General features: G+C 66.4%; 11 protein-coding genes and 1 pseudogene. 3 read left to right on the plus strand and 9 right to left on the minus strand.

Features of this window, described 5'->3' with window-relative positions; all coding sequences use genetic code 11:
• Nucleotides 1-35 precede the first annotated feature (35 nt).
• A protein-coding gene (locus tag ACRYCC_RS34855; RefSeq protein ID WP_433818156.1) for an IS5 family transposase occupies nucleotides 36-850 on the plus strand; the annotation gives its coding sequence in 2 pieces (ribosomal slippage) (nucleotides 36-396 and nucleotides 396-850; 816 coding nt in all).
• 19 nt (nucleotides 851-869) lie between these two features.
• Nucleotides 870-1,334: pseudogene (locus tag ACRYCC_RS34860) on the plus strand (ATP-binding protein); the annotation flags it as partial.
• 64 nt (nucleotides 1,335-1,398) lie between these two features.
• On the opposite strand, the gene ACRYCC_RS34865 reads toward ACRYCC_RS34860, so the two are convergent.
• Nucleotides 1,399-1,974 (minus strand): dihydrofolate reductase family protein, encoded by a 576-nt coding sequence (locus ACRYCC_RS34865; RefSeq protein WP_433818157.1) that lies wholly within the window; start codon nucleotides 1,972-1,974, stop codon nucleotides 1,399-1,401.
• 100 nt (nucleotides 1,975-2,074) lie between these two features.
• On the opposite strand from ACRYCC_RS34865, the gene ACRYCC_RS34870 reads away from it, so the two are divergent.
• Nucleotides 2,075-2,557 (plus strand): winged helix-turn-helix transcriptional regulator, encoded by a 483-nt coding sequence (locus tag ACRYCC_RS34870; RefSeq protein WP_433818158.1) that lies wholly within the window; start codon nucleotides 2,075-2,077, stop codon nucleotides 2,555-2,557.
• A gap of 375 nt (nucleotides 2,558-2,932) precedes the next feature.
• Here the strand turns inward: ACRYCC_RS34870 and ACRYCC_RS34875 are convergent, their stop codons facing one another.
• From ACRYCC_RS34875 to ACRYCC_RS34910, 8 genes are all read right to left on the minus strand, one after another.
• Nucleotides 2,933-3,667 carry a phosphotransferase enzyme family protein gene (locus ACRYCC_RS34875; RefSeq protein ID WP_433818160.1) on the minus strand — a complete coding sequence of 245 codons (735 nt, stop codon included), beginning with the start codon at nucleotides 3,665-3,667 and terminating at the stop codon, nucleotides 2,933-2,935.
• 990 nt (nucleotides 3,668-4,657) lie between these two features.
• The gene (locus tag ACRYCC_RS34880) at nucleotides 4,658-5,317 is read right to left on the minus strand and encodes a hypothetical protein (RefSeq protein ID WP_433818161.1); all 660 of its coding nucleotides are present in this window, start codon (nucleotides 5,315-5,317) and stop codon (nucleotides 4,658-4,660) included.
• Nucleotides 5,318-5,787: 470 nt separating this feature from the next.
• Nucleotides 5,788-6,147, minus strand: coding sequence for a hypothetical protein (locus tag ACRYCC_RS34885; RefSeq protein ID WP_433818162.1), 360 nt, complete (start codon nucleotides 6,145-6,147; stop codon nucleotides 5,788-5,790).
• Between the two features lie 43 nt (nucleotides 6,148-6,190).
• Nucleotides 6,191-7,813, minus strand: coding sequence for an ISL3 family transposase (locus ACRYCC_RS34890; RefSeq protein WP_433818164.1), 1,623 nt, complete (start codon nucleotides 7,811-7,813; stop codon nucleotides 6,191-6,193).
• 211 nt (nucleotides 7,814-8,024) lie between these two features.
• Entirely contained in the window at nucleotides 8,025-8,513 is a 489-nt protein-coding gene (locus ACRYCC_RS34895; protein WP_433818165.1) for a tyrosine-type recombinase/integrase, read from the minus strand.
• A 1,829-nt stretch (nucleotides 8,514-10,342) separates the two neighbouring features.
• Nucleotides 10,343-11,047 (minus strand): vWA domain-containing protein, encoded by a 705-nt coding sequence (locus ACRYCC_RS34900; protein ID WP_433818166.1) that lies wholly within the window; start codon nucleotides 11,045-11,047, stop codon nucleotides 10,343-10,345.
• A gap of 26 nt (nucleotides 11,048-11,073) precedes the next feature.
• Entirely contained in the window at nucleotides 11,074-11,979 is a 906-nt protein-coding gene (locus tag ACRYCC_RS34905) for a protein kinase domain-containing protein (RefSeq protein ID WP_433818167.1), read from the minus strand.
• A complete protein-coding gene (locus ACRYCC_RS34910; RefSeq protein WP_433818168.1) occupies nucleotides 11,976-13,001 on the minus strand; it encodes a PP2C family protein-serine/threonine phosphatase in 1,026 nt (341 codons plus the stop codon). Before ACRYCC_RS34910 ends, ACRYCC_RS34905 begins: the two co-directional genes overlap by 4 nt.

A 13,001-nucleotide genomic window follows, 5' to 3' on the forward strand; every position in this document is an offset into this window, starting at 1 on the left:
GTGCGCGGGTCGGTCGGTCCGGTTCGGTGATCTTCATGAGGAAGGGTGAGGATCCGCCGTGGATCGTGGCTGACAGTTTGTGGGAGCGGATCGAGCCGCTGCTGCCGAGGGTGGAGCGGCGTAGCCGGTATCCGGGCCGGCTGCGGCTGGATGATCGCAAGGCGTTGTGCGGCATCTTGTTCGTGCTGCACACCGGGATCCGGTGGGAGTTCCTGCCTCAGGAGCTGGGTTTCGGGTCGGGGATGACCTGCTGGCGCCGGTTGCGGGACTGGAACCAGGCCGGTGTGTGGGACCGTCTGCATCAGATACTGCTGGCTGAGTTGCACGCCGCCGGGCAGCTGGACTGGTCCCGGGCGGTGATCGACAGCTCCCACGTCCGGGCGCTCAAGGGCGGCCCAAAACCGGTCCGAGCCCGGTCGACCGAGCACGGACGGGCTCCAAGCACCATGTCCTGACCGACGGGCACGGCATTCCGCTCGCGATCAGTCTGACCGGCGGCAACCGCAACGACGTCACCCAACTCCTGCCGCTGATCGAGAAGATCCCACCAGTACGCGGGCGGGTGGGACGACCCCGCAGCCGACCCGACCAGCTGCTGGCCGACCGCGGCTACGACCACGACAAATACCGGCGCATGGTCTGGGCCAAAGGCATCAAACCCGTAATCGCCCGGCGCGGCACACCCCACGGCTCGGGCCTGGGCACCCAGCGCCACGTCGTCGAACGCACCATCGCCCTGCTGCACTGGTTCCGACGGCTCCGCATCCGCTGGGAGATCCGCGACGACATCCACGAAGCGTTCATGACCCTCGCAGCCGCCATCATCTGCTGGCGCCGACTCGTCCGCTGATCATTCTGTTAGGAGCTCTAAGGGCCAGCCGCTCTGCCTCATCGGTGACAGCGGGACCGGCAAGTCCCACCTGCTGATCGGCCTGGACACCGAGGCCGCGATGAAAGGATTTCGGGTCAAGTACACCCTGGCCACCAAGCTAGTGAACGAGCTGGTTGAGGCCGCCGATGACATGGTGCTCAACAAGACCATCACCCGCTACGGACGCGTCGACCTGCTATGTATTGATGAGCTGGGCTATATGGAACTGGACCGCCGCGGTGCCGAGCTGCTGTTCCAGGTTTTGACCGAGCGGGAGGAGAAGAACAGTCTGGCCATCGCCTCCAACGATAGCTTCGGCGGCTGGACCAAGACCTTCACCGATCCCCGTCTCTGCGCCGCCATCGTCGACCGGCTCACCTTCGGCGGCAACATCATCGAGACCGGCACCGACTCCTACCGGCTCGCCCAGACCCGCGCCCGAGCCGAACACAACGTCGGCTGACCCGCCGCCATGTCGGCATACGAGTTCCGGTACGCAGGAAGATGCAAGCAAACGTGGGCTCGGCTCAGGTCGGGATCGTCGCCGTTGTGGTGGGTCGGTACCGTACATTCACGGCTGACCCGGGGTCGCCTTCGCCGACCCCGTGGAGGCGGATCGGCTCACCACCGGGGTTGTCATACAACCGGATGCCCTCGCCGAGGAGGATCGGTGCGATGTGCAGGTCGATTTCGTCGATCAATCCAAGTTCGAGAAGCTGACGGCCGATGGTGGGCGAGAACACTTCGAGGTTCTTGCCGCCGGCCGCCTCCAGCCCGATCCGCACCGCCTCAGCCGGACCGCAGTTCAGGAACGTGACTCCGTCGGCGGGCGTCGCATCCTCGGGGTGATGGGTGAGCACGAAGATCGGTCCGTCCCAGGCACCACCGTACGGGCGACTGTCATCCACCGCGGCGTCCCAACCGTCTCGGCCGCCCAGTACGGCGCCCGTGGTCCCGACGTACTCCTCGACCAGGCCCGGACGGAATGAGATTCCGGTCATCCAGTCCATTGCGTGGTTCGGCCCCGCCACGAAGCCGTCCAGCGACATCGTGAAGTGCCAGAGCACCTTCGCGCCTGCGGTCTGCGGCTGGGTGTCGCTCATTCGTCGCCTCCTACAACCTGCTTGCGTTTTGCAATCGGTAAGCTGACGCTAGGCCATCCGGTGGTAGATTGCAACCAGTCTGGAGGTGAGGTGCGAATTGGTGGAGTCAGCGCGTTCGGGTTGTCCGATCAATGCCGCGGTCGAGGCGTTCGGCGACGGCTGGAGTCTGCTCGTGCTGCGGGACGTGATGTTCGGAAATCGACGTTACTTCAGGGAGCTGCTCGCCGGTTCCGAGGAGGGGATCGCCTCCAACATCCTGGCCGACCGGCTGAAGCGGCTGGTGAACGCCGGCCTGTTGACCCGCGAGGACGCGGGGCCGGGACGGCGGGCCGCCTACAGCCTGACCGAGGCCTCGATTCAGCTGGTGCCCGTCTTCGCCCAGCTCGGCGAGTGGGGTCTGCGCCACCGCCCGACCACGAGGCGGCTACGGGTGCGGGCGGAACTGCTCGCAACCGGTGGGCCGGAGCTGTGGGCCGAGTTCATGGCCGAGCTGCGGACCATCCATCTCGGCGAACCGATACCGGAACGGGATGGTCCGAGCGTCATGGAACGCCTGGCCGAGGCCTACGCCGCCACGCTCTGACGCGGTGCCCAAACTCACCGACAATCTCAGCCCTTCGATCACCAACCGGTGCCCGAACCCGCCGACAAACGGTGCCGCATCTCGACGGCAAAGCCACACCTCCGCCGAGCCGACCCTGTGGACCGTCGGCGGTTCACCCCTACGGGGGTGGGACCACCTCTGCGCCGCGTCGCTAGTCGGCGACCCCGACGGTTCACCTCCACGTGGGGGTGAACCGGCGGCGCTGATGGAGCCGGAGACGTGGACGAAGTGGTCCCCACGCCCGTGGGGGTGAACCGCGGCTGCTGGTGGCGGTCGACTCGTTGTCGACGACGGCTTGAATACTGACCCCCTCCGGGCGTAGTGCAGAAGGGTTGGCTCTCCTCGAACGCGTTCTCAGACCGCTCGAACTTCGGCGAGCCGCTTGACTGCGTACTCGTCGTCCCAGCAGACGGCCGCTTCCCATGCGGCCGACGCTTGCGCGGCGATGTCGTGCGCGGCGTCGTCGAGGCCGGCGGCGTTGTGGGGCAGCACGAGGTCGAGGACGGGGACGTCGACGTGCGACTCGTCCCAGTCGATCAACGCGACCTGATTCGCGGTCATGCGGACGTTGCCAGGGTTGTTGGGGTCGCCGTGGACGACGCATGTCTGATGTCCGATGAGCCGCGCCCACGCTGCTCGGCATCGAGCAACGCTCTCAGGGGGCATCGCGCCGAGGTCGATCCTCGTCCCGGTCTCAGCATGCAGGAGGTCGGTCGACGATCGCCAGCCTGGGCGCTGCGGCCAGCCCTGCGTCAACCGATGCAGCTCGCGGAGCGTGCCGGCCACGCGACGCCAGTCTGCCTGCGTCTCGGGCGGTCCGCCATCCAGGTAGGTCATCACCACCAGACCGTCGGCGAAGAGCCGGCCGTCCGTCGTCGGGATCGGCACCGGCACAGTCAGACCTTCACCATCGAGGTATTGCAGGAGCGCGGTCTCCCACGCGAGATCAGCGTCGCTCCTGGCACCGAGACGACCGACCGCGAGGTGCCCGTTGAGGCGCACGCTCCACACGTCGTTGGCGACTCCGCCAGCGAGTGGTTCGATGCGAGCAACGTCTTCACCCCACTGCCCGAGCGCCTCCCACCCCACTGGCCACACCTTACGGGCTCCGAGCGTCACTGTCCTCGGCAGAAGATGATGCTCAGCATCACGAGTGTGGCCGACCAGACCGAGCACGGCCGCGTTGGCGGCCGCCAACAGCCGTCTACGGCATGTGTTTGGGGCAGAATGCACGCAAAGGAATGCTTCGGCCCGGTCGGCTACCCGACGACCGCATCCAACCGTCCTGCGAGCCCGGCCTGCTTGACCAGGCGCCCCCAACGTTCACTACGCCCGAACTGACCGGCTATTGCCTTCCCCGGTGGAAGGTCCCCTTCGGGTGTGCGATTGGCCACCGCCCAGCGCCACGCGCGCTGCTGAGCGCCCGCAGTACTGCCCGATCGGACTCTGCGACGGGACGGCTGCCCTGACCGCGCATCATCAACCGGCCGCGCTGGGTCTCTGTCTGAAGCGCCTATGAAGTCGATCGGCCGATACGTATGGGCTCCATCCGAGCCCCCGGACGGATCCACGGGGCTGGTAAGAGCGCCGTAGGAGCTCGCCGTCTCCGTTGCCCAGAGCGTATGAGCTGGCTCACTGGTCGTATGAGGCCCTGTATGAGCCACTTCGGGGGCCGTATGCGGAACGTAGGTGACAACGTTCTCGCGTCCGACGCCTCTTGCCGCGGTATGTCTGATCTGGCTCATCAGCAGCTCATACGAGCCGATCAGAGCACACGAGGGCCACCCGGCTATCAACCGACCCACCACAGACGGCTCGGCCACGGCCACGTTGGCCGCGAGACTTCCCGCGCTACCAACAATCAGCAACACCCACGGCAGCAGCCCGCTACGCCTGCCCTGCCGTGAATCCAACAGCAGCGTCATCAAGGCAGGAACTCTTGATGGGCTCCGTGGCAGCTCAACGGGCCCCTGCGCCGGGACTCGTCGTCCAGTGCTCGCGCTCGCTACGCGGCAAAGTAGAGCGTGTTCTCACCGAGCCTGCTGACGAGGCGGCCGAAGAGCCCCATATGCGACCGGCTTATGCCGGGTAGCCGAGAAGGCGTGCCCAGGGTCCTCCGACGCGGGTTCGGTTCGCGCTGTGGCCGGGCGGCAGGTCAAGGACATCAAGCAACGTCGGATCTTCGTCCACGGCGTGGTGGAGGTGTCCGATCTTGCCGGTGCTGCCCGCGCCCGTAGCGCCGATGAGCTGCCAGAGCCCATCGTCAGCGTCGTTCCCGACCAGCAGGACAGGCTCGCGACGCTCGAAGACCTCGATGGTCTGGATACAACGGGTGCCCAGAAGCCAGTGCCGCATCCACCACGCCCGTCGATCACGCTCCATGACGCGGTCTGCGACCCACCACACGAACGGGAGATCCACATGGGTGCGGGCCTGGTCCGCCACCAGGTCCGGGCCGCCCTGCGGCACGTGCTCGAACGGCTCGTCAGCGAGAGAGAACGCGTGGCCGCCCTCGTGCCAGAACATGACAGCGTGAAACGTACCGCCGTCTGGATTGCCGGCGCCGATCCCAATCGAGAGCCGGGCAAGGTGAGGCACCGGCCCGGTGGTCCAGCCGAACGCGTACGAGGCCAATTCACCCTGCGGGCCGACGAACTCACCGAACGCACGGCGATCCATGCCCATGGCATCGGCGGTCGGCACCTCGACGAACGAACCCTCCAGAACCTGGACATCCACGCGGCCAACCTAGCCGATACCGATCACGTCCAGGACGCGGGAGAGACGTGCGGAACCGCAGGCGCAACCGCGCTCCAGCTTCGCCAGCCACACCGTGCCCATCTCACTGACGAGGCGCGCTCGCCGCTGCGGCAGCGGACGCACCAGCACCGTATCGTCAGATGTCGATCATGGGCTGATCCGGGCCGATACGGTCTTCGGACTCGAACCCCATGCACACAAAACTACGGCCAGTGCGGGCACGAGGGCTCGTTGGTCCTGCCTGCGGATGCTGCCGGCGGCAGCCTGTGAGATCGGACCGCTGGCTAGTCCCCGTTCCGCACATGTCGCATCGTCGCTGGCCAGAGCTGCGCCCATAGTTGGTGAGCTACGCCGACCGTAAGCGGCTCACGGTCGAGGTCGATGGGCCGATGCCGCAGGAGGCCGGCTCGTGGCAGGACGCCGTGTTCCATAGTGCCGATGACTGCAGATCAGTCGTCTCCCGGCTCGGGGCCCGCGTACAGGTCGGCCTCGTCATCGGGGGTTTCGTCCTGGTCACGCTGGGCGAGGCCGGGCCGGAAGGGCGGAAGTCCAAGCATCTGGTTGAGGACGTCGACCAGAAGGTGACGGCGAGCGTCGAGGAACTGTGGGAAGCCGGCGATGTCGCGCAGAGCCTCGTTCTCGGGAATCCACTGTTCCCGTAGCCGGTTCGGGTCGATCTGGCCCATGTACTGGACAGGCGGCTTGGACCCGATGAACTTGTTGGTCTCGGCCGAGATGAACGCCAGATTCGCGAGGCTGTTCCACTCGTCTTTGGCGTACACGTGCTGCACCTGCGCCTTGGGGAACACGTGGCAACTGGTTCTGGCACTGATTTCGTGAGGTTGGCCCTTCTCAGTCGGCGAGGAGGATGCGTTTGCGCAGGAGGTCGGGGTTGGCTCGGCCGTACATTTGTCGTTTGATCATTTTGATGCGGTTGACATGTCCTTCGACCTTCCCGGAGCTGTAGGGCAGGGTGAGGCCGGCGTTGGCGGCGTCCAGGTCGCGGCGCAGGCCGGTGACGAAGGAGTGCAGTTCGGGCAGGTCGTCGGCTTGGACGCCGCGGATCCACTGTTCGAGGCGGTCGCCGCGAAGCTGGAGCATCATGGTGGCGAAGGCCTGGACGTGACCGCGCATGGCGGCCAGTGGCGGGCAGGCGCTGGTAAGGGCGTTGAGGTAGTGGTGTTCGTCGGAGTCGAGGTCGGCGGGGTTGCGCAGGAACCAGCCGGTGGCCTGGCGGACGGTGGGCGGAGGCTGCGGCGGCGGGGCGAGGGTGGTCAGTGACCTCCAGGGATGCACGTACTGGCGCACGGTGGTCGGCCTGCCGCGATAGCCCATCGCTTTGATCTCCTGGTAGAGCTGTTGGGCGTTGGTGCAGCCCAGGTTCCACCGTTCCCGCAGGTAGGGGGCGAACGCTTCGATCGCTTTGGGGCGTTTCCCAGTGCCAGTGTTGACCAGCAGTTCCTCGGGGCTACTCGCGCGGGCGAAGCGCCGGACGGTGTTGCGGGCCATCTGGAGCTCACGGGCGATCGCCCGCAGGTCCTGACCTTCGGCGATCAGCTGATGGACGGCAGCGTGCCGGTCGCGGGTCCGCTCAGCCAGACGTCCGGATCGCCGGCCCTCCTCACGGGAGACAGGTGGGAGGTCCGCGGTGGGTTGCGCTGTTGAGGGTGGGTCGCACTGCCGCGCGGCGGGGGTGAGTTCCCGCAGGTGGGAGCGGTGCTTGGCGAGGGTTCGCTCGACGGCGTCGCTGAGGTTGCGCCACATGTGCCACCTGTCCGCGACCTGGATCGCCCTGGGTGCGCCGCGGCTGGTTCCTTCGGCGTAGCAGCCGGCCCGGTCCCGGCAGACGATCTCGACACCGGGGTGGTCGCGCAGCCAGGCGGCCAGTGCGTCCGCGGATCGTTCGGGCAGTACATCGATGGGTCGGCTGGCGGTGATGTCGACCAGGATGGTGCCGTAGGTGTGGCCGCGGCGCAGCGCGAAGTCATCGACTCCCAGCACCCGGGGCCCACTGGCGAGTTCGGGGTCGGGCAGGGACCGGATCATCCTGATCAGCGTCATCCGGTTCACCGCGGCGGCAAGCCGGCCGGTCAGCCGCGCACCGGCCCGTCCGCCCAGGGCCAGGCCGATCGATTGCAGCACCTGCCTAAGCCGGACACTGTGACGCCCGTAGCGGACGGTCAGCCCGGGAACCTGCTCGACGAAGGTCTTCTTGCCGCAACCACCGTTACGGCACACAAACCGCAGAACCCGCAAGTGAACGACCATCTCCTGGCCACTGACCGCCGTATCGCACAGCCGCCGCTCGTAGCTACTGTGCACCCGCCCCGACACCACCCCACACCCTGGACACGCCAGCTGCGAGGTGCGTGTTCGGGCCCGGACCCGTACTGATCTGCCCGACCGGTAGACCTCCTCGACCTGCAAGCAGGCCAGGTGAGGGAACAACAACGCCAGCAACTCCGAGACCGTCACCTACCATGATCAACAACACGTCCCGGTGAGCGCTGGAAGATCACGAAATTCGTGCCAGAGCCAGTCTTCAGCCGGAATCAACATATGTTCCCTGGTCAGAGCGGTTTCCCTTGTTCTGGGTCCCCCGTTGGGGACTCGAACCCCGTGCAGCGTTGCCCAGTCGAAGCCCCGCGGGGTTCATCGCGGTTGGGGTAGCAGCTGGGGCCGCCGGTCAGTACATCCGGCCGATGTCGCGGCGAGCTCGGATGGCGCGATCCTCGGCCATGTCCTTGCCGTAGCGGCGGGCCATCTCCAGACCCGACCAGCCCATGTGCTCGGCCAGATCATCGATGGCACCACCCTGCTCACGGAAGTCGTGCGCGAAGGTGTGCCGGAACATGTGCGGCGTCACATGCACGTCATAACCCAGGCGCTTGCAACGACGGATCAGCATGAGCCGGATCCCGTTGTACCCGAACGGCGTCGCCGACCCCTTACCGAGCCACAGATGACCCGCCAACGCGGTACGCGCCAGCGGATGCGACTCCCGGGCCCGGAGCCACCGGTGCAAAGCCTTCACCGTCTCCTGATCCAGCAGAACCCGCCGCCCCGAATCCTCCGCATAACGACGCTCGGCCTTCTTCGGCTTCAGACGCACGACCGCTCCGGCCAGCGTCGGCACCTCGTGCGGCTCGATCTCGGCCAGCTCGGCCACCCGCATCCCATCCAGCATCAGCCGCGATGGCCCGGTCCCGCACATCGGTGAAGCCGTGCCCCTTACAGTCGGCCAGCAGCTCACGGATGAAGTCCCCGGTTAGCGTCTTGGGCTTGGTCTCCCGCGGCCGGTACCGATCCAGCACCCGGCTCCGGTACGGGCTCTCGATCTCCGTCTCCACCTCCAGCCAGTTGAACATCGTCCGCAGATTCCGCTGCACGTTCGCGGTCCCGTTCTGCGAGTGCCCGGCCAGATAGGAACGCAAGAAGGCGTTCAGTACCCGAGGATCACACGCCGGGGACAGATCCCCCGCGATCTCCTGATCATCAAGAAACCGGGCCAGCAACCGGGCAGCGTGCATGTAGACCCGGACCGTCTTGGCATCGAACGGCCGCCCGTTGCGGTTCGTCGCGGTCTGCAGATGCTGCTCGTAGTGATCGAGCATCATCTCCCGCGTCAGGGCCCCGGCGAGCACCTTACGGCCGACTGTGGCCGGGGCCTGGGCGGGCTGGGATCGGAACATGGACTTGGACTTGGCCGGCATGGTCGCCTCCCCACTTCGTGGGACGACCGGTTTTTAGTTCACAGGTCAACCGGTCGTCACCCACTGGAAGTGGTCAAGCGGCCCCTCACGTGACGGAGTCTTCCCAGCTCACACCCACGGTGGTGGGGCGGGCGGGACTCGAACCCGCGACCGATGGATTATGAGACCCGCTGCAGCCGTATCGATTGATGTCGGACGCTGCTTGGCAGTGATGTTTCGTGTCGCGTTGCGCGGGTTTCGGCGAATTTCCGTGCCGATCACTGCCGGACGGTGCCGCGATGATCCACGGCGTACGAGCAAACATCGCAGCGCCATTGCCCGGGTACCGGCCACCGACGCAGCACCATTAGTTCGACGTCCTTGAACAGATCCGACCGAACCAAGCAAGCATACCGAGCAGGCACCTCACCAATCCGATAGAGCAGAGCCAACAGCACCTCGAGACGCTCCCAGCCACGGCGGGGATCCCACAGCAAAACCGCAGCTCACAGTACCAACCGGGTTTTCCAGCGGCACAGCATGGGCGCCACTTCGGCTTGCGTGGCATGTCAGCGACGTCGGCGGGCTATTGATCTATGGCTGTAAGCCCGTCGGCCTTGCTCCAAGATTCGCCCTGGAGGTGGTCATGACCCGTGTTCATTCGCCCGTTGTCGGTCCCAGCCGTTTGCCTGATCAAGTTTCGGACAGTGCTGCGGCGATGATCACCAGAAAGTACAAGCCCATGAGCGTCGCAGCGACGATCACGAAGACAAGGACCGGTCCGCTGAGCTGCTGGCGGTGAGGGATGCCCGGTGGGAACCCGGGAGGGCCGTAACCGGGCGGGCCGTAGCCGGGCGGGCGGTACGGCGCGGGGCTCGGTGGGCGGAACGCCCCAGGGTGATATCCCGTCGGCGGGACGGGTGGCACAGCGGGCGGAGCGTAGAATTCGATCGGCGAGACGGGCGGACGGGTGTGGCTGATCCTGGCGGAAGTACTACGCGGCTGGGTGGGTCTGGGCGCGCAGATGGTGGGCAGGGGCTGGAGAGTGCGGGAGTCGACGGCCAGCCCATGGGACGTCTCGCACACCTGGCAGGCGATATGGCCGGGGTCGTTCCAGACGTCGCAGCGCAGGCATTGCCAGGTTTGGAAGTCGGTGCTGGTCATTCGGTCTTCCGATCTGCCGGTAGGTCGGCGGTGCGCTGGTCCAGCTCGCGGAGCAGCGCCTCGGTCTCGGCATGTGGCCGGAAGGTGATCAGCCGTCTGTCGTCCGGGTCAGCGGTGGAAGAACGTCGGCGCGCGGGCCAGAACCGTTTCACAGGCTGCCCGCCACGGTGTCGATGATCTCGTTGAGTTCGAACTCCTGGAGTCCTTCGCCCGCCTTGGACGGGAAGTGGATGGTGAGGTTCCACTCTTCGTAGAGGTCGACCCACGGGAAGGCAGGCGGGGCGTAGAGCACGAGTCGCTTGGCGGAGTTCTCCATGACGGCCTGGGTGCTGCGTGCGTAGCCCCACTGCTCGGCCAGCTCGTCCAGGCTGGCGGGGATGCCCTGCGGGTAGGAATAAGCGGCCTGGGCGTTCGGCTCTCCCAGCGGATGGGCGGAGGCGTCGGTGAACATCACGATGATGTGGCGGCGCCGGTCAAGGCCGCTTTCCCACGGTGAGTTGATCGCCAGGGCGAGCGCTTCCAGCCCGGACTCGGGGAAGTCGCCGCCGCCACCGGGGTAGAGGCTACGAACGAACTGGGCGAACTCGCCGGACTGTTCTGGGAAGAGCATAAAGTCGGTCTGCTGGATGGCGTCGTCGGCGTTGTCCGCGAAATCGCGGAAGGCGATCACCTTGATGCGCAGCTGGCTGATCGACTTGTTCTTCCGTGCCATCTCGTCCTCCAGCCGTTCGTGGAAGGACAGGGCGCTTTCCTTCACCCGGTCGAGCACCGGGCGCATGCTGTCGGTGACATCGATGCACAACACGATGTCGACGGCGTACTGCAGGTTCGCGCTATAGGTATCGTTGCTCACAGGGGGCCTTCCGGTGGAGGATTTGCTCAGCTCTTCAGACGGCGTAGCACGCACGCGTCAGGGTCTTTCAATGCCGTGAAGAAGTCGGCCGTCGCCGGTCGGGAGAGCGGGTCGCGCTCAGTCGCAGCCTCGATCAGCGCACGAAGCGACGGTGTCAGCCGCTCGTCGATGCCCAGGGGCAGCCGGGCGTTGACGACGTCGGCCGGAGATTCGAATCCGCTGGGCGCCTGGGGCAGCGCACCTGTCAGATAGCGATGCGTCATCAGAGCCAGCGAGAAAACGTCCGTGCTGGTGGTGATGTCGGAGGGGTGTACTTCGCCATCCTCTCGCATGTAGCGCAGCAGTTCGGGCGAGCAGTAGGGCGGTCCGCCCGTGATGACATCGCACTCGGGCGGAGCTCCGGACAGGTAGGAGTCCTCGAGGTCGATGAGCTTGGCGACGTGGAAGGCGTTGGCCGCGCGCTGCTGGATGACAACGTTCTCGGGCTTGAGGTCGCCGTGAACCATGCCGATCTCATGCAGGAGCAGGACGCTCAGCGTCAAAGTGCGCAGGAGCACGCACTTGTTACGGGTGTCGAGCGCGAAAACGTTCGCCAGCGGGGCGGGGATGATCCGTTCGGTCACCTTGTAGTACGTCGAGCGCTCGTAGAAGAACGCCACCGGCAGGACGAGATTGCCCGATCCGCTGGCCCGGGGGTTCACTCGGTCGCCGATGAGCCGCTGCCGGAACTCGAAGTCGGCGCATTCCTCCAGCAGGGCCCGGGTGCGCGGCGAGTCGGGAGCGCCTTCGCGCGGTCGTTTGGGATCGAGAAACTGCTTGACGAAGTAAGAGCGCCCGTCTCGTTCGGCGAAGGCCCATACGCATTTGCCGCCGCCCTGGTTGGTGGGCTCGCTGACAATGAGGTAGCCACCGATGGAATCTCCGAGTTTCACAGAGCCTCCCGGCGGAGTGGCGGCATACGACGCTCGTAGCCGGGTCGATAGGTGTGCCAGGTTCGGGTGCGCCACTGCTCCAGCGTCAGGCCGTCGTAACGGAGGGTGGGCCGGTAACGGGCGACGACGTCGTCCGTTCGTGCCGAAAAGAACGTCTGGAGTTCTTCGAACCCACGGAATCCGAGCGCCACGCCGCTCAAGGAGGCATCGTCCCCCGAGGCGGCGCCAGCCCAGTCGCACAGGCGCTGCGCCCAGTCGGCCTCGTCGCGTGAACGCCGCAGTGCGTCAAGGAGAAGGCATTCGAAGTCGGCTGGGGTGTCGACATAGCCGAAGAACCCATCGGTGGCGCAGATGAGAACGCAGGGCGCGGGCAGTTCCGTCTCGAAGGAGTCCACGGTGAATGGCCGGTCGGCGCTGATGACGTTGGCCATCGGTGGGTCCTGGCGGAGCTGGTCGAGGGCGTCAGTCTCGACGGTGTGGTCGCGGGTGAGCGCCTGCAACCCGGCATCGGCTGTCAGCACGTAGGCACGGGAGTCGCCGGCCCAGAGGGCATGGCAACGCACCATCTGCCCGGTGAGGGCGTAACTCAGAACGGCCATCGTGGTGGGCAGTTCGCGCCGCATCTTGGCCATCAGGCGGCTGCCCTTCACCGGGCGCATCCTGTCGAGCAGCTCGGTGAGCCGCCGATGGAGTGTCCCGGTGGTCCGCCGGCCGGAGCCTGCGAGGCCGTCGCGAAACCAGGACTCGACGGCGGCGCGCGCCACCCGAGCTCCCACCCAGGCGCCGGTACGTGGGACGCCGCAGGGCGGCTCGTAGGCGATTGCCGCGCCCGCACCGCCCAGTCCGTCGAACACCCCGAGCACGCCCTCTCCGCTGCGGGTGTGATGAACGAGCAGCGGCTCGGCGTCCTCCCCGTGGCCAGGGTCGCGCTCGGACCACATGCCGATGGCGAGCACGGGCCCGTGCCGGTGATACCAGATCGAGCGGTCGGTCTCGGGACCGGTCGAAGCCGTCATCTTCAT

Origin of the sequence: Actinomadura scrupuli (assembly GCF_050971785.1) — a bacterium.
Taxonomy (GTDB): domain Bacteria; phylum Actinomycetota; class Actinomycetes; order Streptosporangiales; family Streptosporangiaceae; genus Actinomadura_E; species Actinomadura_E scrupuli.